Source organism: Paenibacillus sp. FSL R5-0908, assembly GCF_038006245.1.
Classification (GTDB): domain Bacteria; phylum Bacillota; class Bacilli; order Paenibacillales; family Paenibacillaceae; genus Paenibacillus_AQ; species Paenibacillus_AQ odorifer.
The window spans coordinates 469,168-493,500 of sequence record NZ_JBBOUV010000001.1 but is presented as its reverse complement, the minus strand read 5'-3'; the positions used below and the strand labels follow the sequence as shown (position 1 = coordinate 493,500).

At 45.3% G+C, this 24,333-nt stretch carries 23 protein-coding genes and 1 riboswitch; of the genes, 11 read left to right on the top strand and 12 right to left on the bottom strand.

Going from position 1 to position 24,333, the window contains the following annotated elements; all coding sequences use genetic code 11:
• Window positions 1-89: 89 nt before the first annotated feature.
• Window positions 90-1,139, bottom strand: coding sequence for a lactonase family protein (locus MKZ09_RS02205; RefSeq protein WP_076134870.1), 1,050 nt, complete (start codon window positions 1,137-1,139; stop codon window positions 90-92).
• A 249-nt stretch (window positions 1,140-1,388) separates the two neighbouring features.
• On the opposite strand from MKZ09_RS02205, the gene MKZ09_RS02200 reads away from it, so the two are divergent.
• The 3 genes from MKZ09_RS02200 to MKZ09_RS02190 all read left to right on the top strand — a co-directional run bounded on the left by MKZ09_RS02200 (window position 1,389) and on the right by MKZ09_RS02190 (window position 3,721).
• Window positions 1,389-1,649, top strand: coding sequence for a GlsB/YeaQ/YmgE family stress response membrane protein (locus MKZ09_RS02200; RefSeq protein WP_036682650.1), 261 nt, complete (start codon window positions 1,389-1,391; stop codon window positions 1,647-1,649).
• 207 nt (window positions 1,650-1,856) lie between these two features.
• Entirely contained in the window at window positions 1,857-2,357 is a 501-nt protein-coding gene (locus MKZ09_RS02195; RefSeq protein ID WP_036682651.1) for a CcdC family protein, read from the top strand.
• Between the two features lie 401 nt (window positions 2,358-2,758).
• The gene (locus tag MKZ09_RS02190; protein ID WP_076203575.1) at window positions 2,759-3,721 is read left to right on the top strand and encodes an L-lactate dehydrogenase; all 963 of its coding nucleotides are present in this window, start codon (window positions 2,759-2,761) and stop codon (window positions 3,719-3,721) included.
• A 100-nt stretch (window positions 3,722-3,821) separates the two neighbouring features.
• Here the strand turns inward: MKZ09_RS02190 and MKZ09_RS02185 are convergent, their stop codons facing one another.
• Both MKZ09_RS02185 and MKZ09_RS02180 read right to left on the bottom strand, forming a co-directional pair.
• Entirely contained in the window at window positions 3,822-5,864 is a 2,043-nt protein-coding gene (locus tag MKZ09_RS02185) for a methyl-accepting chemotaxis protein (RefSeq protein ID WP_232061122.1), read from the bottom strand.
• Window positions 5,865-6,044: 180 nt separating this feature from the next.
• Window positions 6,045-8,276, bottom strand: coding sequence for a heavy metal translocating P-type ATPase (locus MKZ09_RS02180; RefSeq protein ID WP_076203573.1), 2,232 nt, complete (start codon window positions 8,274-8,276; stop codon window positions 6,045-6,047).
• A 264-nt stretch (window positions 8,277-8,540) separates the two neighbouring features.
• Here MKZ09_RS02180 and MKZ09_RS02175 point away from each other — a divergent pair, with 264 nt between their 5' ends.
• Window positions 8,541-9,302 (top strand): CPBP family intramembrane glutamic endopeptidase, encoded by a 762-nt coding sequence (locus MKZ09_RS02175; protein WP_076134867.1) that lies wholly within the window; start codon window positions 8,541-8,543, stop codon window positions 9,300-9,302.
• Window positions 9,303-9,806: 504 nt separating this feature from the next.
• Here MKZ09_RS02175 and MKZ09_RS02170 read toward each other — a convergent pair.
• The 7 genes from MKZ09_RS02170 to MKZ09_RS02140 all read right to left on the bottom strand — a co-directional run bounded on the left by MKZ09_RS02170 (window position 9,807) and on the right by MKZ09_RS02140 (window position 15,341).
• Window positions 9,807-10,172, bottom strand: coding sequence for an ArsR/SmtB family transcription factor (locus MKZ09_RS02170; RefSeq protein WP_036682656.1), 366 nt, complete (start codon window positions 10,170-10,172; stop codon window positions 9,807-9,809).
• A 100-nt stretch (window positions 10,173-10,272) separates the two neighbouring features.
• Window positions 10,273-11,007: an ABC transporter permease gene (locus MKZ09_RS02165; protein WP_076134866.1), complete on the bottom strand. Its 735-nt coding sequence runs from the start codon at window positions 11,005-11,007 to the stop codon at window positions 10,273-10,275.
• A 1-nt stretch (window position 11,008) separates the two neighbouring features.
• Complete coding sequence (locus MKZ09_RS02160; RefSeq protein WP_076203572.1) at window positions 11,009-11,725, bottom strand: ABC transporter permease; 717 nt, start codon at window positions 11,723-11,725, stop codon at window positions 11,009-11,011.
• Window positions 11,722-12,633, bottom strand: coding sequence for an ABC transporter ATP-binding protein (locus tag MKZ09_RS02155; protein WP_038568451.1), 912 nt, complete (start codon window positions 12,631-12,633; stop codon window positions 11,722-11,724). Before MKZ09_RS02155 ends, MKZ09_RS02160 begins: the two co-directional genes overlap by 4 nt.
• Before the next feature lie 70 nt (window positions 12,634-12,703).
• The gene (locus MKZ09_RS02150) at window positions 12,704-14,131 is read right to left on the bottom strand and encodes a HAMP domain-containing sensor histidine kinase (protein WP_076134864.1); all 1,428 of its coding nucleotides are present in this window, start codon (window positions 14,129-14,131) and stop codon (window positions 12,704-12,706) included.
• Window positions 14,128-14,802, bottom strand: a complete 675-nt coding sequence (locus tag MKZ09_RS02145; protein WP_076134863.1) for a response regulator transcription factor — start codon at window positions 14,800-14,802, stop codon at window positions 14,128-14,130. The genes MKZ09_RS02150 and MKZ09_RS02145 overlap by 4 nt, the downstream gene beginning before the upstream one ends.
• Before the next feature lie 119 nt (window positions 14,803-14,921).
• Window positions 14,922-15,341, bottom strand: a complete 420-nt coding sequence (locus MKZ09_RS02140; RefSeq protein ID WP_036682665.1) for a pyridoxamine 5'-phosphate oxidase family protein — start codon at window positions 15,339-15,341, stop codon at window positions 14,922-14,924.
• A gap of 160 nt (window positions 15,342-15,501) precedes the next feature.
• Between MKZ09_RS02140 and MKZ09_RS02135 the strand changes: the two genes are divergently transcribed.
• The 7 genes from MKZ09_RS02135 (at window position 15,502) to MKZ09_RS02105 (ending at window position 22,377) form a co-directional block, all read left to right on the top strand.
• Window positions 15,502-16,722: an MFS transporter gene (locus MKZ09_RS02135; protein ID WP_076134862.1), complete on the top strand. Its 1,221-nt coding sequence runs from the start codon at window positions 15,502-15,504 to the stop codon at window positions 16,720-16,722.
• Between the two features lie 72 nt (window positions 16,723-16,794).
• Window positions 16,795-18,270, top strand: a complete 1,476-nt coding sequence (locus MKZ09_RS02130; RefSeq protein WP_081388963.1) for a hypothetical protein — start codon at window positions 16,795-16,797, stop codon at window positions 18,268-18,270.
• A gap of 158 nt (window positions 18,271-18,428) precedes the next feature.
• Window positions 18,429-18,539: riboswitch (TPP riboswitch) on the top strand.
• Window positions 18,540-18,700: 161 nt separating this feature from the next.
• Window positions 18,701-19,750, top strand: a complete 1,050-nt coding sequence (locus tag MKZ09_RS02125; protein ID WP_076203570.1) for an ABC transporter substrate-binding protein — start codon at window positions 18,701-18,703, stop codon at window positions 19,748-19,750.
• A gap of 190 nt (window positions 19,751-19,940) precedes the next feature.
• Complete coding sequence (locus MKZ09_RS02120) at window positions 19,941-20,234, top strand: thiamine-binding protein (RefSeq protein ID WP_036682688.1); 294 nt, start codon at window positions 19,941-19,943, stop codon at window positions 20,232-20,234.
• Complete coding sequence (locus MKZ09_RS02115; RefSeq protein WP_076203567.1) at window positions 20,231-20,992, top strand: ABC transporter permease; 762 nt, start codon at window positions 20,231-20,233, stop codon at window positions 20,990-20,992. The genes MKZ09_RS02120 and MKZ09_RS02115 overlap by 4 nt, the downstream gene beginning before the upstream one ends.
• Before the next feature lie 34 nt (window positions 20,993-21,026).
• On the top strand, window positions 21,027-21,860 hold the full coding sequence (locus MKZ09_RS02110) for an ABC transporter ATP-binding protein (protein WP_076203655.1): 834 nt from the start codon (window positions 21,027-21,029) through the stop codon (window positions 21,858-21,860).
• 229 nt (window positions 21,861-22,089) lie between these two features.
• Window positions 22,090-22,377, top strand: a complete 288-nt coding sequence (locus MKZ09_RS02105) for a hypothetical protein (protein WP_076203565.1) — start codon at window positions 22,090-22,092, stop codon at window positions 22,375-22,377.
• Window positions 22,378-23,093: 716 nt separating this feature from the next.
• On the opposite strand, the gene MKZ09_RS02100 is transcribed toward MKZ09_RS02105, so the two are convergent.
• Entirely contained in the window at window positions 23,094-23,843 is a 750-nt protein-coding gene (locus tag MKZ09_RS02100) for a WecB/TagA/CpsF family glycosyltransferase (protein WP_076203563.1), read from the bottom strand.
• Window positions 23,844-23,967: 124 nt separating this feature from the next.
• A complete protein-coding gene (locus tag MKZ09_RS02095) occupies window positions 23,968-24,105 on the bottom strand; it encodes a hypothetical protein (RefSeq protein WP_179089541.1) in 138 nt (45 codons plus the stop codon).
• Window positions 24,106-24,333 lie beyond the last annotated feature (228 nt).

Sequence of the window (24,333 nt, the reverse complement as noted above, 5' to 3'; positions counted from 1 at the left end):
AGGGCTATTCCCAACCTCCACTCACGAAAAAATGAATGGATTACGGGAATAGCCCTTATTTTTACGACATACAATAACCTAGTCTCCGCCTACAACGCTTGCACACAAACAGGTGACTTCATTTCCAATTCATTTCCTGTAGGGATTAATCTGCCACTCTCACTATCGATGGAAAACGAGGTAATATTATCACTATTCTGATTAGCAGCAAGCAGCTTATCCCCAATAATTGCAAAGTTACGCGGAGTACGACCGCCAGTAACCTGCCAATCTACCGCTTCAAGCAGACCCGTTAATTCATCGATATGGAACAGGGCGATACTGTCTTGTCCACGATTGGAGACATACAGGAATCTGCCACAAGGGGAGACATGAATATCGGAAGCTGTATCGTCACTACCGGCAGTATAATTATCAGGAAGCGTGCTAAGATGCTGTAAAATATTTAGATTTGCATCCTGTTCATCATTAGCAAATGCTGTTACTGTACAGTTCAGTTCATTCGCCAGGTAGATCCATTGTCCTGAGGGATGCACCGCCAAATGACGTGGACCTGAACCAGGTGGCAGATTAAGCTCACGATGTTTTACCAGTTTGCCCTCTTCAGAGCGATAGATCACAATTTGATCCAGTCCCAAATCGCACACCAGCACATGTCTACCGCTTGCGTCCGGGATGACAGAGTGCGGATGCGGAGCCTCCTGACGGTCTTCACGAATGCCTGAACCCACATGTTTTACTTGATCGGACATCTCTTGAAGCGAACCATCTTCATTTACAGGAAAAACATTAACATTGCCTCCCGAGTAATTGGAGACGAATATGTAATCTTCCTTAGGACTAATGGAGACATAACAAGGAGCGCCACCTTCCGTAGGACGACTTCCAAGTGATTGCAACGCTTTAGTTGCGGGATCAATTGCATATGCGTAAACCTCACCTTGGTCCTTCTCACTAACTGCATACAACACGCTGCCTGCACTATTCACAGCTAAAAACGATGGGTTCTCAATTCCCTCGGTCCCCTCAAGAATTCTCATTTCCCCCGATAAAAGACTAAGCGCACATAACTGAATCGCCTTCTCATTCTCAGAGTTATACGTTCCTACATAAAACAATGCCTCATTAGCCCGTTCCATAATAGTGGCTCCTTTATCTTTATGTATTGTATTACTTCTTACTTACCCTTTACTAATAGGGGTTTACTCATAATTTTATAATATTTTTTCACTATAGCATGTTTATAGTTGTAATACATTATCGAAACTGCATTTAGAGCCTACTCCCTAACTATTCCGAAAGAAGTAAGTTTTTCCATGTGGTTTAAAGACCGTCACAAAGGTTAATAGTAGACATCGCAAACAACAAAACGAAGGAGTTGAAGTAACATGAGTTTTCTATGGATGTTAATCGTTGGTGGGGTTATTGGTTGGTTGGCTGGTCTGATTATGGGCAGAGATATTCCTGGTGGTGTTATCGGTAATATCATCGCTGGTATTATCGGTTCATGGCTCGGTGGCGTGCTTCTGGGAAGCTGGGGACCTAAAGTAAGTGATTTCTACTTCTTCCCTTCTTTGATCGGTGCCGTTGTGCTGATCTTTATCGTGAGCCTTATTCTCCGCTCGACAAGTGGACGCAGCCGTTCGTAAGTCTGGGCTGAGATCATAATATTCACATCAATAAATCCTCGTCAGAGTATGCTCTGGCGGGGATTTTTGTATGTATCGTTCCTTTAAGAAAAAATTCCTCTGCTGGAATTGTTGCGGTTATGGAGCCAATACACTTCAATGTTTTGCCATCGTTTTTCTGCTATAATGAAGATACAAGTGACTGAAATCATAGAGAGGTCGTGTATCATGGGTAACATAAACCCCTCGCTTCTACATATTGGCTCCACATTAGGGGCTTTGTTCATGGCGCTGATGGTTATTTTCATTCGTCTAAAAGCAAGCGCACGTCCGGTTACCATTCGAAAAATATGGATTCCACCTCTCGGTATGTCGACGGGTTTTGCCATGTTTGTGGCACCTGCGGTCAGATTCCCATTATGGTGGGCGGCAGTCGCCTTTTTGATTGGCTGGTTCATCTTCGCGTATCCTCTTATACGCAGCACCCACTTTGAACAACGTGATGGACAAATTTACGCTCAACGCTCCAAGAGCTTTGCGTTTATCCTGCTCGGACTTCTTCTAGTCCGCACATTACTCCATGAATTTATTAACCGTTATGTGTCTATCCCACAGTCCGGTGGTTTGTTCTTTATTTTAGCCTTCGGCATGATTGTTCATTGGAGATTTTTTATGTTCAAGCGTTATAAGGCTATGACCTCCTCGGGGAGTCTGCTGCCGCAGCCATGATTATCAATAATAATCCTAAGAAGCCATCTCAGGGTTCTTACCCGATATCCTTGAGATGACTTCTTACCTCTTGTAACTCAAGCTTATGTTCTATCCTCTGATTTTTCTACTTTTCACCCTTTTCTGACATCAATTAGCCATCCTCTTATTACATCCTCTTTAAGTACTTTACATACACTATAGGGATAGATCTCCTGAAATATCTAACTCACGATGTCACCTATTCAGCATTAAACAGAAAAAATATAATCTTTGTAAGTCCGATGTCAGGTAACTTGCGAAGGGATACGTTAAACTATAAGCATACCTAACGATAAGCTTCCAAAAGACCTTAATGCTGAAATAAATATCATTTGGAAGCCTATACTGCGTATAACTTTTAGAGAGTGAGGACAAGGCAATTGAAAAGTAAATCGAGAAAAGTAGCCATCGTCGGGGCCGGAATGGTGGGTTCAAGCTGTGCTTACTCCATGGTAAATCAGGCCATTTGCGACGAAATTATGATGATCGACCGCACCTATGATCGGGCTATGGCACAAGCACTTGATCTCTCGCACTGTATGGATTTCACAAGCACACGCACAAAGGTGTATGCTGGAACCTATAGCGATTGTGCAAAAATGGATGTAGTTATCTTAACCGCGGGTGCTAATCCAACAGCCGGGCAGACCCGACTTGACGTACTGGAAGCCTCTGCGGTTATTACTCGAGAAATTATCACCAACATCATGGCTGGGGGATTTGATGGAATATTCGTAGTCGCCGCTAATCCGGTCGATATTGTCACTTATATGGTCTGGAAAATATCAGGTCTGCCTCGCCACAGAATTATTGGTACCGGGACCTCCATTGACTCGTCGCGCCTAAAAACCCTGCTCTCCGATGTGTTCTCCATTGACCCGCGTAGTGTTAATGGCTACGCCTTAGGTGAACATGGCGAATCTCAATTTGTAGCTTGGTCCCATGTAACAATTGGCGGCAAGCCTATTCTGCAAATTTTAGATCAGCATCGCGAGCGGTTCCCGCATTTGGATCTGGAGGATATCTCCCGCAAGACAAAAGATGCCGGCTGGGAAATTTTCACCCGCAAAGGCTCCACACATTTTGGGATTGGCAGCGCACTTGCCTACATTACCCGTTCGATCCTGAATGATGAGCACAAAATTATCGCCGTATCCGCCATTCTGGATGGAGAGTACGGACATAGTGGTGTATGCACGGGCGTGCCCGCCATCATAGGCAACACTGGGATTCAAGAGCTGCTGGAGCTTAATTTAAATACAGAGGAAACCCAGAAATTGAACCACTCCTGCAACATTGTACGTGCAGGCATCGAGAGCCTACAGCTGGAAGACAGCATTTAATTCATAAAAAAAACCGCTACTTTGGGAATTGGTGAGATCACCCACCAGCTCCCAGAGAGCGATTTTTTTGTATTATAAGGAGATGAATCTCGGTTATCTCCTACTTTTTAAACTTTTCGATTTCTTCTTTCAGCACAGACATCACTTCATTAAGGGATTCCGCTGAGGACACGACATCCTTCATAATCTCTGTCTGCTCCGCTGAAGCTAAGGAGACCGCCTGAGCATTCTCAGCAGATTCTTTAGCTATTCCGAGCATGTCGGATATAGAAGCCGTTATTTCTTCCGTGCCGGCTGACATCTCTTCATTAATTGCTGACACATCCTGTATTTGCGACGATACTTCACGGATCGAAGAACGGATATGATCAAAGGAAACACCGACGTTTTGCATTTTTCCCATTCCATCGCCAATTTCCTCAATACTCTTCTTCATGGAATCCGCTGCACTTGTTGTTGAAGACTGAATGCCGCCGATTAGCTCCACTATACTAATGATGGAACTGTTCGTCCGCTCTGCTAACTTTTTCACCTCATTCGCAACTACACCGAAGCCACGGCCATGTTCTCCAGCTCTGGCAGCCTCAATAGAAGCATTCAAAGATAATAAGCTTGTCTGATTGGATATCTCAGAAATTACATCCACAATTTGTCCGATTTGTTCCGATTGCTCACTTAATTTGCCAATCATCTCGGCTGTCTGATTAGCTGTGGAACTGATAACAGCCATCTGTTGCAGTGTAGATTGGATTTCCAAATAGCCACTCTCTACTTCTGAGTTGACCGTCTCAGCCTGATCTGATACCGCTGCAGAGGACTCAGCAATACGTTGCAAACCTACAGCCATCTCTTCCGTTGCTCTTGCGGATTGCTCGGAGCCTCTAAATTGCTCTTCCATTCCTTGAGCTACTTCTTGGATAACTGTGGCAACCTCTGCTGAAGTATAGGACGAACGTTGAGCCGATTTCAGCATTCCTTCTGAGGAATAAGCAACCTCCACTACCGTTGTATCAATCTTGTTGACAATACCGGAGAGTGTCTCAATCATATCATTGATATTTTGACTCATCTCGCCGATTTCATCTCCGGACTGCACTTTAACCCTCTCATTCAGATGACCCTCTGCCACCTTTTTCATAGTCGAGGAAATAGCTTTAATGGGTCTAACGATAAGACGAGTAAGGTACAGTGAAACAAAAATTATGACAAGTATAACTGCCAGTAAGATGAACATTGCTGTTCTTTGTGCAGAGGTCACTTTGGCAAATACCTCTTTCTCCGGCACTGTTACAAGAAGCTTCAGATCGGTATCTGGAATTGTCTTAAAGTATGTAATGACTTTCTTACCATCTTCGCCCTTATAAGTTTCGGACCCCTCTTTGTTGCTCAAAATCTTGTCAACGACCTTCTGAAGAGCCGGCTCTTTAGCGTAATCGGTAATTTTTTTGCCCATACGACTGACGTCTGGATAAGTATAATACATGCCATCATTTGAGATTACGTATCCAAATCCGGTATCCGCCATAGTAATTTCATTACTCATTTGGGCAAGAACTTCAGGAGTAATCGAGAAGACAATACCTCCCATAAATTGCTTATCCTTATCCATGACAGGAACTACGATCGGAATGATATATTTATCCAGCTGTTCCAGATAGGACATTTCCCCCAACACAGGCGCATGTGTTTCTTTCGCTTTCAAGAAATAGCTCGCATCTGCTACACTTGCGGTCATGTTCATCATATTAGTTAACTGGCCGTCTTTACTGATGACACTGTAACCTTCTGTCTCACTGTCACTTTCCTCCAGCACTTCTATCACAGGAAAGATACTTGCCGGATTTGTAAAATCGAACTCAGGGTGCTGGGACACCAGATCCTTTACGGACGAGGTTTTGTTGGATAGCCACTCATCCATCCGGAATGTATTCGTATTAATGGTGTCCTGCGCCATTTGCTCACTGTCTGTGCGTGTGACATTGCCGAAATAATCAAGTAAAAATATGGTCGCTACCATGAGCGGCACGATTGCAATAGCTAATATAACAGATGACCACTTAAGTTGAATTGACGTTGCTTTTCTCTTCGTTACATTTTTTCTCATTTTTTTCATCTTGTTTCCTTTCATTTCATTTTCATTCACGATGAAATAGCCTCCTCACTCCATTTGTTATAATATCTCCTGATGTGGATATATCTTCTATATCGGCAAAAATAGACAAATTCTTTGCTGGAGAATAAAAAAAATAAGCCCTAAGACCCCTAAAACTGGAATCCTAAAGCTTACTTTTGTTGAAATCATTTATTTAAACACCAAAGATTCTTAACCCTCGTCTTGCACTTTTAAAGCTCGGATACTGTTCAGTACGGCAAGTACGGTCACCCCTACATCTGAGAATACAGCCTCCCACATCGTGGCAATCCCAAATGCACCGAGCAGAAGGAATATAGCTTTTACACCTAAAGCAAAAATAATATTTTGCCATACGATGGCTCGAGTACGCTTGGCAATTCCGATAGCTTCAGCAATTTTGGAAGGCTCATCGGTCATAATTACAATATCTGCTGCTTCAATGGCAGCGTCAGAACCAAGTCCTCCCATAGCGATCCCGACATCGGCTCTAGCCAGTACAGGAGTATCATTAATTCCGTCTCCGACAAAAATAATCTTCTCACGTGGAGACTTTTCACGATCCAGCTTCTCGATGGCCTCTACCTTATGCTGTGGTAAAAGCTCTGCGTGTACCTCATCTACCCCTAACTGCTTCCCTACATCTTCAGCTACGGCGGAAGCATCACCTGTCAGCATCACCGTCTTGCGTATACCCAGCTTTTTGAGGCGCTGAATGGCCTGCAGTGAGTCCTCCTTCACTTCATCCGCGATCACCAGATAACCTTCATATTGATGATCTACCGCAATGTGAACAACGGTACCGCTCTGCTCTGGGACCTCATAAGCAATTCCCTCACGCTCCATCAGACGTGCGTTACCTGCAAATACGGTCTTGCCTTCGATAGTTACTTCGATACCATGACCAGAGATTTCATTGTAATTGGAGATAGCTTCCTTAGAAATCTGTTCACCATAAGCCGTCCGAATCGACTCAGCGATCGGGTGATTGGAATGGCTCTCCGCATAAGCGGCTGTCCGCAGTAATTCATCCTTAGATTTGCCACCCGACGGATAAATCCCCGTCACCTTAAACTGTCCCTTGGTCAACGTTCCCGTTTTATCAAAGACAACTACCTTCACATCATTTAGGGCTTCCAGGTAGTTACTTCCCTTAATCAGAATACCGCTGCGTGAAGCTGCACCAATCCCTCCGAAGAATCCCAGTGGAATCGAGACCACAAGCGCACAAGGACAAGAGATTACGAGGAATACAAGTGCACGGTAAATCCAATCCGAAAAAGTCGCACCACTGATCAGCAGTGGAGGAACGACGGCCAGCAGAACTGCTGTGATCACTACTACAGGCGTGTAGGCACGTGCAAATTTAGTAATAAAGTTCTCGGTTTTAGCTTTGTTGCTTGATGCATTCTGCACTAGCTCCAGTATTTTGGATACGGCCGATTCTCCAAAGGTCTGAGTAACTTGCACAGTAATTACGCCGTTCCGGTTAATAAAACCACTTAACACCGCACTTCCTGGACCAGCTGATCGTGGTACCGACTCTCCAGTAAGTGCAGATGTGTCCATCATGGCGTTACCTTCAAGTATAGTTCCGTCAAGGGGTACCTTCTCACCGGGTTTAACAACAATCAAATCTCCGATGGCTACTTCCTCAGGTGAGACCTTCTTCAGATCATTTCCAAGCTTGAGATAGGCAAACTCGGGGCGAATATCCATAAGTGCCGTAATAGATCGGCGCGAACGATTCACAGCCAGTCCTTGGAACAGTTCTCCAATCTGGTAAAACAGCATTACTGCCACGCCCTCTGGATACTCACCAATCGCAAATGCACCGATAGTTGCCAGAGCCATCAGGAAATTCTCATCAAACACTTGGCCACGGATGATGTTCTTAACCGCCTGCCAGACAACTTCACCACCCACGATAAGATAGGCTGCCAAAAAGATCAGCAATTCAACTACTCCATCCACGGGCAGGAATATCCCAGCTAGAGCAAGAATTCCACCAGCGCCTAACCGCAGCAATATTTTGCGTGTATCGCCTTCCCCATGCTCATGAGTATGACCATGACCTTCAGCATCCTCATGATCATGATGATGTCCAGCAGCTTGATGGCCGTGCTCGTGATCATGCGTATGTTCATGAGCATCCCTATTACGCGCCTTGTGATTCCCCCCAACCTTTTCTTTCACATTTACGTGGGGCTCTAGTGCCTTCACCGTTTTCTTCGCTTCTACAATCGCTGACTCCTCATACCCTGCGGCAGTTTCCAATGTCATTGTTTTTGTTACAAAATTAACGGAACAAGATGATACACCTTCAATCTTCTTCACCTTATCTTCAATTTTCATCGCGCAATTGGCGCAATCCAAGCCTTCTAATTCCCACTGACGTTTTAATTTTCCTTGCATTGTATCCATACGGCACATCTCCTCAAATAAAAACCATATATGAGCACTTGTTCATATGTTATCTTAGCCCTATTATATTCCCTTTATATTTCAAGGTCAATACGCGATATACACCATTTTTCTACATTATCTTAAAAATTAAATCAATTGACCTTTACGTGAAAATATGTAAAATCATGTATGACCCGAAGTAAGTTTCTTACATACGAATGACCCCATTATCAATGAAGCTCAATGGGCAAATGATTTGCACAGAAGGGATGAATTTAGAACATGTCAAAGCTAGCCAAAACGTCTACTTTTTCACAGAAACACCCTATTTGGAGCGTAGTTATTATCGAGGTGTTATTACTTGTAGCCGTAACTGCCGCCGGGGCTTACGCAACAATTAAGGAACTTGCGTACACCGCCCCTGTACTTATCTCCTTCATCCCAATCGCGCTTGTACTCATCATCTACTTTACAGTTAAGCGCAAATGGAGCACGCTCGGCTTCCGACCTCTAAACACCATATCCTCGGGCAACTGGATCTATTATGCCCCGCTAGTAGTGGTCCTGATTACCATATCCTTTAAGGGGTTTCGTGAGATCAGTGCATCTGAGGTACTATTTTTTATCTTCTTCACCCTGCTGGTCGCTTTTGTGGAGGAAAGCATCTATCGCGGTTTGATTTTTAAGACCTTGCTTCCTAAAGGGGCTAAAACAGCAGTGATCACTTCAAGTATTCTCTTCTCTATTACCCACTTACTTAATGCATTATCCAGCACAGATGTCACACAAATTCTTCTACAACTCGTATATGCGCTTCTGATCGGTTTTGCGCTAGCCTTGCTAATGCTAAAAAATAATAATATTCTTCCGCTGATATCCTTTCACTTTATACATAATTTAATTCAGTTTGTGGGCAACGATAATACGAGTGAATACATGGGAATCGATCTGTTTATCCTGCTAGTGCTTGCTGTGCAATGTGTCTGGCTAGTGTTGTCCTTTAGAAAACCAAACCTAACGAAGAACCTAAATCAAGCCAGCTAATAAGCTAATAAGCTAAATCAAGCCAGTTAATAAGCTAAATCCTTACTTCGAAATACAAGGCTTCAGTGGATTTTAACGCATTGGTTAACCCCGACGTAGGCTGGTTTAATTGGGATGTTACTTAGTTTAGTTGGGATGTTACTTAGTTTAGTTGAGATGTTACTTAGTTAAGCTGAGATGCCACCTAGCTTCATTAGAGCAATATTTGTCGCAAACCACACAGCTAACGGACCCAATTGACACTAAAAGCAGTATTATCCCCGGTTTAGCATATTATCGGACCCCATAGGCGCTATTGGCATGAAAAAGAGCAAAATAAGACCTCTTTCTAAAGAATAACTGCACTGAGGTCCGCAACTCTGCTCAAAAAGCGATTATTGTGCAAATAACGTCAGCTGGGTCCGTAAGCCGTAGTGGATGGTTAGACTCGTCGGCATAATAAAAAGAGGGACTCCCAACAAACCATCCAATGGCTGCTGGGAGTCCCTCTTTTTTTGCAACTAGCTATTCGTGTCGGACATGCTCGTGAGTCTGCAAAAAGATCTGCTCCACATGCGCATCGTTCAGCGAATAGAATACCGTTTTCCCCTCTTTACGGCGCTTCACGATCCGTAGATTCCGTAAATAACGGAGCTGATGGGATATCGCAGATTGGCCCATATCAAGGATCACGGACAAATCATGTACACATAATTCTTGCTGTGACAAAGCGTAAATGAGCCGCACTCGTGTTGGATCACCCAACGCTTTGAACATTTCTGCCATTTTATCAGTAATCCCACGGTCTGGCAGGATCAATGCAATGGATTCCGGTTCAAGCTCTGAACCCTTGCATGTATTGTCGCAGTCCTCTAATGCCGTTGGCTCCATGCTCTCGCCCTCCTCCATCTTAGCTAATTATATTCTTTAATTATAAGAAAAACAGCACGGGATGTCCATTGAGGAGGAGTTTATAGCCTCTGATTGTGAATCAGACTGCTTTACGATAAAAGGAGATTAGTCCTGCGGCAAAAAAGACAATCAAGCTCCCTCCCACTATCATCATCAGTGTCTCTAAAGGCAGATTAAAGGCACCAAATCCGTCATCACCATAAGGACTCATGGCCAACATCGGCTGTACCCAAGGATAGTAGGGGCCGTAGGTTGAAGAATTAGCGATCAATATATTGGGAATGGTCAGACTCACATTCAGCGCCAGCGGTGCGCCGAAGCTGCTCCAGCTTTGCGAGATCGCCAGCTGCAATGCGGCGAGAGGTAGGCAGGCTACAAAGCCGCCAAATACTGATTTTAGCAGCAGCGCCCAAGGGATTGGATCTGGAGCCCCACGGAACAAGCCCATTCCCAGCACCATAACGAGGAACGTTACTTGCACAGCAGCCAGCAATCCGATGATCATCACATATTTTGAGAGATACACCGACAACCGGGTTACAGGCAGAGACAACAATAGCTTCCAGCCACCGTCATGATGCTCATAACGACAGATCAGGGCCGCAAAAATACCTGAAAGCACAGGCAGAAACAGCAAAGCATGCATCATTGACATCACACTTAACAGCAGCTCCCAACTCATCTTCTCGCCTTGGTTATCCGATAACAATCCGGGAACCAGTGATAAAACCGGACTCCCTATGACTAAAAGCCAAACATATGATTTAGACATTTTTAATCGCTCTGAGGATAATACTCTCCAAAATGACTTCATCTTAATCCACATCCTTTCGAGCGAAATGCACTGCACCCGGCAAAAACACCAGCATTCCCAGCAGCAGACCTGCACCGCTGAACAAAAGGCGATTAGAGGAGTCCCACGCCAAATATGGCCATGTTAAAGGCACCCACTCCGAAAGGAACATGGAGAAAAATGACGTCAAAGATAATGTGATCCCCAGGGCAACCGGCAGTGTCTGATTACGATTAGCCAGGGAAAGCCACAGCTGTAGTGCGATGACCGGCAAAGCCGCAATATAGGACATAAAGCCAATCCGGACTACATCCACATAAGGAATAAGATCAGCTTTGAAGCCCAAAATAAGCCCTAAAATAACTATCCCCACTGAGAGCAACAAGCAGGAAACTGCCACAAGCAGCAAACAGAGCGTTAGCTTAGCCATAAACACTGAGGTACGAGAGATAGGCAGTGCCAAGAGCTGCTTCCAGGAACTCATCTGATGTTCGACATTCGCAATCAATGAGCATACTAAAGTGCCACCCAGAAAAAGAGCTGTGGGCACAAACCCGGACACGTTATCCAGAAGTCCTCCCCATAAATCCGCGCTATACTGCTGACGCAGATAATCATAACGAAGGCCAAAGTTAAGGCCCTGCATGGCCACAAGGCCAATCGGTCCTAGAAACACTAGAAACCAAATTCCTTTGCCGCGGATTTTAAGCCAATCCGCTGACAACGCCCGCCACATCATGATTCCCCGCCTCCTACAACCTGTAGGAAGAAGTCCTCAAGCGATTGTCTCCGCTCCTCTACACGATAGACAGCGTGCCCATTCTCTACCAAAGCCTTGACTAGCAGCGCTACTCTTGCATCGTTCATTCTTGAAAAAATCAGTTTTTGCTCTTGTAGTGTCCCTTCATACCCCCGGCCTCCAGCGAGACGTAACGCAGACTCTGGTTCCGAAACCGCAAGGCGTATCTCGCCAGCAGCCTGTTGTTGCAGATTAGCTATTGTATCTTGGTACACCATTTGCCCTTGGCGAATAATACCCACGGTGTCTGCCATTTGTTCAATTTCACTAAGCAGGTGACTGGATACTACAACCGTAATTCCTTGCTCCTGTGGCAAACGTTTGATAAGCCCACGAATTTCCTGAATCCCTGACGGGTCGAGTCCGTTCGTTGGCTCGTCCAGAATAAGCAGCTCTGGATTCCCTAGCAAGGCAGCTGCGATACCAAGTCTCTGCTTCATCCCGAGGGAGAACCCTTTGACCGGACGTCTCTCTTCCCCGGTTAGAGAAACAATATCTAGCACCTCAGCGATTCGTGACTTCGGAACATCCAGAATGCGGCGGATCGCTTCGAGATTGTCCACAGCGCTCAGATGCCCATAATACGAGGGGGATTCAACAAGCGACCCTACCTTCCGTAAAATTTGCAGCTTATTCTTCCGAAGATCCTGGCCGAACACTTCAATTTTTCCAGATGTCGGTGTAATTAGGCCAAGCAGCATACGGATTGTTGTAGTTTTCCCAGCTCCGTTGGGACCCAGAAAACCATAAATCTCACCCTTGCGGATATTTAAATTCAAATTCTCTACCGCAGCCCGGCCACGATATTTTTTCAATAAATCCTTAGTTTTAATCACTGTTTCTTCCATGTTCTTCACCTCGGTATACAGCATAACGTCCCAAGGTTAAGAACAAGGAAGTGCCAAGTTTAAGTTTTGTTTAAATTTCACGACGCGGATCAAAGATTACAATAGAAGTGCCTTCGCCTGTGCTCTCCACAACCCATTCCAGCTCCATATGCTTCATCAAAAGATCGACGATAGACAATCCCAAACCTGCCCCCTTGTAATCGGATGGACTCTGAATGCCTCGACCATGATCCGCAATAATTATGGCACGTTGTTCATTACGTTGCTCCGTTGAGATCCCGACATAATGCCCGCTGCTGGCATGTCGTACAATGTTTTGATACAAATTATCGAGAATACGGCGGAACCAGACCTCATCCACCCTCCAGAATAGTGGTTCGGCTTCCAGGTTAATATCAATGTCGAAGCCCTCTTTTTCCCATACGGGGTACCAAGCAGCCGCACTTTCCCGCACCAAGCGTAAAACATCTTTACGTTCCAGCTTTAAGGTTACCCGTCCACTATTGAGCAGATTGTAAGATAAAAGATTCTCGATCAGGACGCTAAGATCCGCAATACGCTCATCCATAAGCTGTAAGGACTGCTTACCTTTTGAGGTCAGATCCTCTTTGGTCATAACATGGATATGGCTGCGAATGACGGTTAGGGGTGTGCGTAAATCGTGAGATAAATTCGAGACGAGTCGCTTACGTAACTCTTCCTCTTCTATTTCCCTGCGTCGGCTTTCATCCAGTTTGGTTACCATCGTATTAAAAGCTTCCTCGAGGCGACCGATCTCATCCAGTTTGCCTGTCACTATAGACTTAGGCATTCTATCAGGGCCTGTAATCATCATCGCGGTTTGCAGTTGCAGCAGCCGTTTGCGAATTTTTCTAAAGAACATCCACGAAACCAGAGCGAACCCTCCAAAAAGGGTAAATAACACAAAGTTATACCAAGCCCAAGCCCCTAATCCCCCATAAGCCCCTTTGTTCAGCAGCTTGCTTGGAATCTGCATCACTATAAATCCCTTGTCTGCCTCCACTTTGTCCCCCACGAAAGCAACGATGGCTAAAGGATCACGATTCGTACTTTCTTTCATAAATGAAATAGCCTCAGCCGCAGTCCACTGATCAGGAACTTCAGGGTAAATCTTATCCTTCTCCCCTTCTTCAGGCGTGAGAATCAACTGGGTTTTTCCCTGCCCGTCTACCCAAAACATAGTAGCCTCAGTGTATTTTCGACTTAATTCAAGCAGCCGCTGATTTATAGCTTCGGAAGAAGCATTTTCTAAGTGAAGTGCTTCTTTATGCCACATAGTCTCCAGCGGTGCAATATTCGAATACAGGGATGTATCTACAGGCGGGGCACCTTTGGTCACTTCGTTAAGAATATTGTAGCCAACAAAAGACAACGGAAGGACCACAGGGATAAATAGCAGTGCAGATACGATAATTAGCAAATACCCTGATAACAAAGAGGAATTGCGTTTCTTGCGAATGCGCTCTAATCCTCTCATGCTCTTACCCGGTAGCCAATCCCACGGACCGTTTCGATAATTTCCGGATTACCCGGATCAAGCTCCAGTTTTTCGCGCAAATAACGAATATGTACCATCAGAGTTTTATCCCCTTCGATATAAGCCTCACCCCACACGGCCTCGTAGATCTGCTCCTTCGTCATGATTTGGTTAAGATGACGCAGCAAATAGGAAAAAATCTGAAATTGCTTACCTGTAAGCATGATTTCTTCCTGAGTCTGATCATTCATCACGCGGTTATCTCCTTCATATACGACTAGATGTTTAAGTGTGAGCGAATCCTGAACAGATGCCCCATTCCTTCGGAGCAGCACCTCGATTCGAGCGGCCAATTCATCCGGATGAAAAGGCTTGGTCAAATAATCATCTGCGAACTCCAAACCTTGCAGCTTATCATCAATCGAGGTCCGGGCGGAGAGCATCAAAATGGGCAGCTTAGGGTAAGAACGTTTCAAACGTTGCCCGATCGTAAACCCATCCAGACCTGGAAGCATAACATCGAGAATAGCCAGTTGGCAGGCGCTGGATTCTTCCATCGCTCCTTCTCCGCTCCGTAGCCAGCGAACACTGTAACCTCTTTCGCTTAAATCAGCAGACACTACACTGCCAATTTCACGATCATCTTCAATATATAACAGAGTAACGCTCATGTAGCTTTAGCTCCTCCCCGATATGAATACCTAAAAAGTTGAAGTCATTATAACACATCAAACAGCCCTCCTACCCCATAGGGGATAGGAGGGCTGTTTGATCAATTCAACGCTATAGCTTACGGCTGCCATACTCCATGCTCTTTATTGCTGCCTACATACTCAATACGTGTTGGAGTAAGCTCCAGAATTACATAATTAGGATCATCAGGTCCTGTAAACCATGGCTCAAGCTCTTTATTCCATACCTTGGAGCGCAAGCCTTCATCCTTAGAGACGGTAGCAGTTGCTTCAATCTCCAGCACATCTTTGCTTCCGCCTGCCTCATAGCCAAGCAGTACAAAAGCATTCGGATTATCGGATAACTCCTCCACTTTATGAGTTTTGCGATTTGTAGCCAAATAAATCTTCAAACCCTCATGGAAAATGGCCATATAACGTACTTTCGGCTTATTTCCTTCTTCGATCGTACCAAAGGAACCGAACTTGTTGTCATCCAATGCTTTAATAATGAGTTGCTCCAGTTGTTTGTTATCCATTACGTAAATCTCTCCCTTCAAGCATGTAAACAAAAGTTTATATATCCAAGCTCACCGTTTGGATTTATCATAACAATGGTGCTTATTATAATGTACCCTTCAGGTTCACATTGAATCCGACCTTACTTCATAAACTACTTTAAGATAAGGAGCTTACTTCGTGAAAAAACTGATTTGGATCGGCTGTCTTTCCTACTTCGTTATCGGTCTGGCACATGTTGTACTGGGATCTATTCTGCCCGTTCTACTGCAACATTATGATCAAAATTATAGTGCTGGCGGTGAATTAATCTTTAGTCAATTCGCTGGGTTTTTAGCAGGCGTGTTGGTCTCTCCCCTGCTTAATCGCCGCTTCGGTAAACGTGGAGGCATCCTCATTGCCACCAGTCTTCTACTAGTTGCAGAAATTGCCTACGCCTTTCTACCGCCTTGGGGCTGGATGTATGTTATCGCCGTTGCCGCAGGTTTTGGTTTCGGGATGATCGAAGCGGTTATCGGCACCATCATTATTGGTGCAATAACCGAAGGAACTGCTATTGCGATGAGCCGGCTTGAAGTGCTATTCGGGATAGGCGCACTCGTGATGCCGCTTATCGCCAGTCCGCTCATTGCTGCCGGAGCGTGGAGATTGGCCTTTCTAATCGTCGCTGCCTTCTCCTTAATTTCTCTTATCCTCTGGACAAGAGGGCACTTCGGTAATCTACAACGTACGCTGGATGAACGCGCCTCTGTCCAAGGAGCAGACAATTCGCAATCCTCAAGCTCACGTTCTAACAAAAAATTTCCGTATAAAGGTAAGCAATGGATTCTGCTAGGGATCTTCATCGTTTTCTTTTTTCTTTATGTAGGCACAGAGATGAGTTTAGTCAACTTTATGCCGGCTATCTTTATTGCCAAGCTAGGGATGACGGAGTCTGCCGCAGCACTGACAGTCACTTTCTTTTGGCTGGCGATGTCTACAGGAAGATTGTTTGCGGGTGTAATTGCCGAAAAAATATCTTATCGCGTGTACATTCTCAGCAGCTGTTTACTAACCTTGTTACTGCTGACACTCTTTCCGTTCACTGACAATCGAATGGCTGCTTTCATTGTAATTCTGCTGCTGGGGCTGTTTATGTCCGGTATTTTCTCCATTGCTTTAGTCTTCTCCAGCAAAATGCTGCCTGGCACTGAAGAGTCAACACCCAGCATTATGATTGCTTCCGGAGGTGTTGGCGGTGCTTTGCTACCTCTGTTTATGGGCTGGTCTATGGACCATTTAGAAGTGGCACAAACAGCCGGATTACTCGCCGCTTTTGCCGCCTTCTTGTTTCTGCTAAGCATTGCCGCATGGAGGTTCCAATCCATGCAAGCGGTGAAAGGAAAGAGTTCCCGTATTTAGAACAGTATCAACGTTATCCTTTTAGGGTAATGTGATCTATAAGCATATTCTGAGCACAAGGATGGACAATGAATGAATGAGTCTTTAAATGAGTCTTTAAATGAGTCTTCAACTGAGCCTTTGTTACATACTGCGCTCATGCAGTTTATATTTCCCTTTTCTATAAAAAAGGGCGATTCTAAGCAGCTTATCCAGCAATTACAGGACGACGGCTTCACACGTTTTTTTCTGGATAATAAAGAGCTTGAAGCTGCCTATTACGGAGATGGCTACTGTGTTTCCCATGAACGAATGGAACGCACCTATTTACCGTTTGCTGCACACGTCCTTTTTCCACGCAGGAAGGATGCCGACTCGTTTCGCCGTTTTTCCAGAGTAAATAATCTCGACTGCATTCTGGAGATTCCGCAGCAATCTATATTTTTCAAAATTCTCTCGACAGATATATTCATATGTCCTTTTCAGCTTGGATTCGTGACGATACGTGTCCAGCTGGAGGGGGATTCAATTCCCTTTAGTATTGCCCTAGAATTCGCGGATCGTTTCCGTGCGCTAGAGAATACCTTCATACAGGATGATTACACTTATATTCATTGCGGGGAACAGACCTATGAGATGGTAGAGGATTTTGTCTTCCGAAATTTGGTGGATGGACTGGAGCCATATCTGGATCAATCGGATATCAATGGGGCTTATTTCGAGACCCTTCCTTTTTTCGTAGATGAAAGAATGCAGGTGCAAGCTTTTTACGGCTTTCAGAATAAAGAAAGCTCTGATGAGATTAGTGTAAATCTGCGCTATCGTGCCTCACAGCTTGATGGAATTGATCTGAACGGAAAGCCCTATGCCAGTGCCAGCGATCCAGCATATATTGCGAACTATTGTCATGAACACTCCTATAATCGCTGGGGTCCAGACACGTATTATATGATGAATGAGCAGACTTTTTGCTGCATGACCCGCGCTGAACAGGAAATTGCTGTTAGTCTAGCCAACCAGATGTACGGGCAATATTATTACGGATTTTTACTCAATATTTTCCACAAAATCGTTCTGCTAAAGCTTGCCAATATGCACTCCCGACTTCGGATTAATCATGATTATGAGGAAATAGACAATCTAATCTACTCCATTAATAAGTTCTCGGCAAAGTTCTACTTCTTGGAGTTGATTTCCCAGTCGCAGGGCCGGGAGATATTTCTTCAGCTGCGTAAAGTATACGGAAACGACGCTTTGTTCGAGGAAGTGAAAGAAACCTTAAATGACCTGTTTCAGTATCAGGATAAGTTTCAATCCAAGCGACGGGATAATCTGCTGATGATTCTCACTGTATTTACGGTAGTAAGCGGGATTTACGGCATGAATCAGGTCATTGACGATCTGGATGGAAAGATTCAATGGAGTAAAATGATTGGATATTCCCCCTTTGAATTTCTTGCCCTCTTCGTGATCATGAGCGGGATTCTGATCAGCGTTGTCCTCACGCTAGGGGCGCTGGTTAGTGAGCTTAAACGGCGTCACCGCAAAAAATATAAAGATCTAGACTAGCAAAAAAGAAACTACTGGATTGGAAAAATTCAGGAGTGCACTACTAGACATTCCGAGTACAGCCGTCTATAATACACCGTATGCGAGAAATATAAGATATAAAGTATGGGTACAGAACTTATGCTTACTTATATTGCACATAGAAATACCCGTTAACTTCATAGAACCAGGGGTGCTGGAATTGGCCGGCTGAGATTGTATCCCACAAGATACTGACCCTTATACCTGATCTGGATAATGCCAGCGTAGGAATCGCCAATTGGTTCTGGTCCCTGTGACCTTGACTAACCTTGCGCCAAGCCAGCGTCCCGATCACTCGGGGCGCTTTTTTTGTAAGATCACTAAAAGATGTAGAAAAACGTACATACTACACTTTACGGTTCATGTTGTGAAGACGGGATTCTTGTAACCTTAAAGGAGAGAAGAAGACATGCACCTCAAAAAAGCACTTACGTTGTGCCTCACCTGTGTACTCATTCTTGCCATTGCCGGATGCGGCGGCAACAATGGGAATACAGCCGGAAACAAAGCAAATGCTACTGATCCAACTGCAACGGCTGGGACGGATGCTCCAAAAGAGCTCACCAAAGTTAAAGTCGCACTCGACTGGACACCGAACACGAATCATACCGGTCTATACGTAGCTAAGAATCTTGGTTACTACGCTGATGAAGGTCTGGACGTCGAAATCGTTCAGCCAGGCGCAGCGGGTTCTGATACTATGGTTACCTCTGGCGAAGCCGCTTTTGGAATCAGCGCGCAAGAAGGATTAACGCTAGCCCGTCTACAAGGCGTACCCCTTGTCTCGATAGCAGCTATTATTCAGCATAATACGTCGGGATTCGCCGCTCCAGTAGATCGCAATATTAAATCACCAAAGGATTTCGAAGGTAAAACCTACGGAGGCTGGGGCTCACCAGCCGAAGAAGCAGCCATGAAAGCTATCATGGATCCTGAAGGTGGCGATGTAAAAAAGGTGAAGCTGATCAGTATCGGTGAAGCTGATTATTTTACCGCCGTCAAACGTGACATTGATTTCGCCTGGATTTTCTACGCTTGGACTGGCGTTGAGGCTGAGTTGCGTGGCGAGCCATTGGATATGCTGTACTTAAAGGATTATGCGCCACAGCTCGATTATTACACGCCTGTGCTGACGACGAGTGAGAAGCAAATTGCAGATCATCCTGAGCTGGTGAAGGCCTTCATGAAAGCCACATCAAAAGGTTATCAATATGCTATTGATCATCCGGAAGAGGCTGCCGGTATGTTATCGAAGGCGGTTCCTGACCTGGATGCCGACCTTGTCCTAGCTAGCCAAAAATGGCTTAGCCCAAAATACAAGGACGATGCTGCCCGCTGGGGCGAGCAAAAAACCGAGGTCTGGCAAAATTACGGTGACTGGATGTATGATCTGAAGTTGCTGGATAAACCGCTGGATGCCGCTAGTGCATTCAGTAATGATTTTTTACCGGCGGAGTAGAGAGCGGACTTCAGAACCAAGAAGGTTGGACGTTACTTGAGGAAGGAGGAACGGAGCGTAGTGATGTGCTACGTGAGTACCGGACTTCCCAAGTTCGTTCAAGATTCGATGTCGAGTTTGCTTCCTGAGTTACTTCGTTATCAAAGTTGGCTTTTTGAACTTACCTTATAAAATGAGAGGATTGATTATTGTGGCTAACACCCTACTAAGCATTCAAGTAATTCCAAAAACTCCGAACAATGAGGATTCCATCCCATACGTAGATAAAGCGATTGAGGTCATTCAGAAATCCGGTGTTAAACATCAGGTGAATCCGCTGGAAACCACAATGGAAGGTGAGCTTAGCGAACTGCTGGAGGTTGTGCGTCAGATGCAGGAGGCGTTGATCGAAGCAGGTAGTCCAAGCGTAATTTCGCAGATCAAAATCGCTCATAATCCTAACGGAATCAGCATGGATAAATTGACGGAGAAATATCGGCCGTGAGATCGACCTGGAAGCTAATATGGCCGCCCCTTGTGGCGGTCGTCTTCTTTTTAACCGTATGGCAGCTATCTGTATCTGTATTTCATATTGAAGCCTGGATTCTGCCGAGTCCTGCTGATATTGCCCGTGAATCCACCAGTAACGCTTCTGGTCTTTGGGCTCATACGATGGCTACGCTGCGGCTAACTTTAATTGGTTTTCCCATTGGTACGGGGGTAGGCCTGATCGTTGCTTTGCTTTTGCATCTTTTACCTTGGGCTAGACGGGCTTTTTATCCACTTATTATTCTGAGTCAAAATGTTCCCTCCATCGCGCTCGGGCCCCTGCTCATTATCTGGTTCGGCTTTGGTCTTTTGCCCAAAATCGTGCTGATTACACTAGTATGTTTCTTCCCGGTAGCTGTCGCTGCGATGGGCGGCCTGGCCCAAAGTGATCAGGTCATGATGAATTATATGAAAATGGCTGGCGCAGGCAAGTGGCAAATCTTCACCAAGCTGGAGCTGCCCTCTTCTATCCCGGCACTATTTTCCGGTGTAAAAATATCTGCTACTTATGCGGTTATGGGCGCCGTGGTCGCTGAATGGATTGGCGCGGATAAAGGTATTGGCTATTATATGCTTCTGCAGAAATCCGCTTATCGTACGGATCGGATGTTTGTCGCTATTGTTATTATTGTACTTTTAAGTCTTGTACTCTTTGCTATTATTGCATTGCTGGAAAAATGGCTGGTTCGCTGGAAGCCGCGCCGTAACTCATAGAAAGGAAGATGCCTGTATGTCTCAAGCGACGCAAATGCAACACAGAACAACAGAAGTCATAAGCTCTCCTGAAGCTCATACCGTGGCACCCGCCCTTGAAGTGAGCGGCATCTCCAAATCTTTTTCCCATCGTCGCCGTGAGACAAATGTTCTGAATAATGTCTCTCTCAAGGTAGAGCAACAAGAATTCGTTTCGATCGTTGGTCCTTCCGGCTGCGGAAAAAGCACCTTATTCCATATGATTGGCGGCCTTGTGAAACCCGATGCAGGCACGATCCGCATGAACGGTAAGGTCGTTACAGGTCAACGCGGTGAAATTAGTTATATACCGCAGCAGCCTGCTCTTTTTCCTTGGCGTACGATTGAGGATAATGTGCTGCTTGCTGGGGAGATCAAGGGCACACTGCGGGATGGAGCCCGCGAGGAAGCACGCCAGTGGCTTGCCAAGGTTGGATTAAGCGGGTTCGAACATGCTTATCCGCATATGTTGTCTGGCGGAATGCAGCAGCGTGCAGCTTTTCTCAGAGCATTGCTCGCTCCGCAGGAGCTAATGTTGCTGGATGAACCTTTCAGCGCACTCGATGCACTAACTCGCAGTGAAATGCAGCGCTGGCTGCTTGAGCTGTGGGAAGAGAATCGCCGCTCTGTGCTGTTCATTACTCACAACATCGAAGAAGCGTTGCTGCTCTCTAATCGTATCTATGTATTTTCCGGCCGCCCCGGCTCCATTCTGCATACAATCGATGTGCCGTTTCCGCGGCCACGCCGTGATGAGATTACGGACTCTCCCGAGTTCCTTAAGCTCAAACGCCAGTTGTCACAGTGGATGCGAGAGGAACAAGTTAAAAATAGGCAGCCGCTAGCTTAATCGCTAAGCACTGTAAACTGATATCGCTGGTATAGCGGTGTCAGTTTTTTATTTGCAGCGATAAACTCCTGCCCTATTTATAATTGACGTGGATGTATCTGCTCAATTAAACAAATTTCACTCATCATAGTAGGGATCACATTAAATGTGTGGCGAAAACGGCCTCCGTGTTGGTAATGGATAGTAACCGGGTTGGGCTGGGGACATTTACGGGATTTATACCGTTGATTTGCTTCTTCGAGCCGGATTCGGCTCATTCTACGGGATTTATACCGTTGATTTGCTGCTTCAGGCCGGATTCGGCTCAGTCTACGGGATTTATACCGTTGATTTGCTTCGTCGTGCCAGATTCGGCTCATTCTACGGGATTTATACCGTTGATTTGCTGCTTCAGGCCGGATTCGGCTCATTCTGCGGGATTTATACCGTTGATTTGCTTCGTCGGGCCGGACTCGGCTCAGTCTACGGGATTTATACCGTTGATTTGCTTCGTCGGGCTGAATTGCACCCGATCTAGGGCATTTTTGCCTTTCTTTTGCCTCTTCAGGCTGAAATGCAACGATTCTAGGGCATTTTTGCCTTTCTTTTGCCTCTTCAGGCTGAAATGCAACGATTCTAGGGCATTTTCGCCTTTCTTTTGCCTCTTCAGGCTGAATCGCACCGATTCTAGGGCATTTTTGCCCTTGTTTTGCCACTTCGGGCTGAAATGCACCCGATCTAGGGCATTTTTGCCTTTCTTTTGCCTCTTCGGGCGGAATTGCACCCGATCTAGGGCATTTTTGCCTTTCTTTTGCCTCTTCGGGCGGAATTGCACCCGATCTAGGGCATTTTTGCCCTTATTGTTCCCCTTTAGCTTTTAGTTTGAATTAAATACGAGGCTATGGCATCAACCAGAATCGGTGTTGTTTATCATTATTAATTTGTTTAAAGGTCACAGCTATAGTCGCACTTACATTCTACTCACCACTCTTACACATACTCCCACTAATCACTTTTGCTCCTATTCCTTACCTTAATCCCACTACTTACTCTTACTCTTCCTCTTCCTCTACTCCACTCTACTCCTACTCCTTACCTCAATCTCACTACTCACTCTTGCTCATACTCCTCACCTTACTCCCACTAATCTCTCTTACTCTTCCCCCTACTCCTTACTTCCTACACTCACATCTGCCCCTCCTCCTCTCCCACCAACCGAACCTAAAAAAGGCCCCCATAAACGAGGCCTTTTCTTCATTTCCTAATCATAGCTCGGAACACGAATTTGGGCAGCACTGCCTGTCTGCGCCATCGCGACTTTTGTCCCTTCGCAACGGGAGCGAACAAAAGTCGATGCAACCACTCCAGATTGAGTTTTTTCCATAGCGCTGGTGCAGGAGTAACTTTTCCAGCTATTACATCCAAGCTGCCTCCCACGCCAAAAACAACTTTCACCTGCGTAAGCTCCTGTTTGTGCTTATATACCCATTTGTCAGAGTATGGCGCACCCATCGCAACGATCAGGAAATCCGGCTGTGCACGCTGAATCTCTGCTACAATGGCAGGCTCCTCTTCCTTGGTAAGAAAACCATTATGTCTTCCTGCAATCTTCACATTCGGATATAACTCCGTGATCTTTTCGACCGCTTTACAGCTGGTAAGCTCATCTGTCCCCAAGAAATAAAAACTCCATCCCAAGCTATTTCCTTGCTCCAAAAGCTCAAGAAGCAGCTCATATCCAGTTACCCTCTCAGCAATAGGATCGCCTTTTCTTTTTGATGCCATCACAATGCCAATCCCGTCAGGAGTGATTAAATCCGCTTCTTGAAGTATGGTTCGTAGCAGCTCGTCCGATTGACTTGTTATCGTAATTTCCGGGTTAGCCGTGATCAAATGGAAAAGTTTCGGTTCTCCGGATTGAATATGTTTTGTTAGATGAAGTGTTGTCTCATGTAGTGTTAGTTTTGAAAAGGGAACTCCTAATATTGAAACTGTCCCGTCCATATAATCACCTCTCACTAAAATTCCACTTCAATATACCTTACCATATTCAAGAGGAGGAAGGAGTCATTTAAGCTTTTTAATCACTACAGCCAGCTAGCCACTCACCCAAATACTTATAGCCACTTCAACCATCCGACCACTCCACCACCCCAGCCACCACAGCTACTACGCTACCCAAACACTTCAGCCATTCCACCGCTTCAACCATCCCAGCCACTACAGCCATCCCCAGCAACCCCGCCACCACAGCTACTCTACTCACCCAAACACCCTATAGCTCCACTCACTCCTCCATAAACTTCCACCACTCTACTAACCAAGGTTCATCGATCCCACGCATGCGGAATTCCTCTACAAGTATCTTCCGGAAACGTTTTTCCATTTTGACAAAGTTATTATCCTCTTGGTACATAGGGGCAAAGGATTCATCATCTCTAATAAAACTCCAAAAATCACCAGCACACTCCATAATCTTTCGGCCGACAGTCGT

Bases quoted from the DNA above. Each gene is read 5' to 3' on its own strand.
- MKZ09_RS02205 (WP_076134870.1), bottom strand. From the start codon at position 1,139: ATGGAACGGGCTAATGAGGCATTGTTTTATGTAGGAACGTATAACTCT.
- MKZ09_RS02200 (WP_036682650.1), top strand. From the start codon at position 1,389: ATGAGTTTTCTATGGATGTTAATCGTTGGTGGGGTTATTGGTTGGTTG.
- MKZ09_RS02195 (WP_036682651.1), top strand. From the start codon at position 1,857: ATGGGTAACATAAACCCCTCGCTTCTACATATTGGCTCCACATTAGGG.
- MKZ09_RS02180 (WP_076203573.1), bottom strand. From the start codon at position 8,276: ATGGATACAATGCAAGGAAAATTAAAACGTCAGTGGGAATTAGAAGGC.
- MKZ09_RS02175 (WP_076134867.1), top strand. From the start codon at position 8,541: ATGTCAAAGCTAGCCAAAACGTCTACTTTTTCACAGAAACACCCTATT.
- MKZ09_RS02170 (WP_036682656.1), bottom strand. From the start codon at position 10,172: ATGGAGCCAACGGCATTAGAGGACTGCGACAATACATGCAAGGGTTCA.
- MKZ09_RS02165 (WP_076134866.1), bottom strand. From the start codon at position 11,007: ATGAAGTCATTTTGGAGAGTATTATCCTCAGAGCGATTAAAAATGTCT.
- MKZ09_RS02160 (WP_076203572.1), bottom strand. From the start codon at position 11,725: ATGATGTGGCGGGCGTTGTCAGCGGATTGGCTTAAAATCCGCGGCAAA.
- MKZ09_RS02155 (WP_038568451.1), bottom strand. From the start codon at position 12,633: ATGGAAGAAACAGTGATTAAAACTAAGGATTTATTGAAAAAATATCGT.
- MKZ09_RS02150 (WP_076134864.1), bottom strand. From the start codon at position 14,131: ATGAGAGGATTAGAGCGCATTCGCAAGAAACGCAATTCCTCTTTGTTA.
- MKZ09_RS02145 (WP_076134863.1), bottom strand. From the start codon at position 14,802: ATGAGCGTTACTCTGTTATATATTGAAGATGATCGTGAAATTGGCAGT.
- MKZ09_RS02140 (WP_036682665.1), bottom strand. From the start codon at position 15,341: ATGGATAACAAACAACTGGAGCAACTCATTATTAAAGCATTGGATGAC.
- MKZ09_RS02130 (WP_081388963.1), top strand. From the start codon at position 16,795: ATGAATGAGTCTTTAAATGAGTCTTTAAATGAGTCTTCAACTGAGCCT.
- MKZ09_RS02125 (WP_076203570.1), top strand. From the start codon at position 18,701: ATGCACCTCAAAAAAGCACTTACGTTGTGCCTCACCTGTGTACTCATT.
- MKZ09_RS02110 (WP_076203655.1), top strand. From the start codon at position 21,027: ATGCAACACAGAACAACAGAAGTCATAAGCTCTCCTGAAGCTCATACC.
- MKZ09_RS02100 (WP_076203563.1), bottom strand. From the start codon at position 23,843: ATGGACGGGACAGTTTCAATATTAGGAGTTCCCTTTTCAAAACTAACA.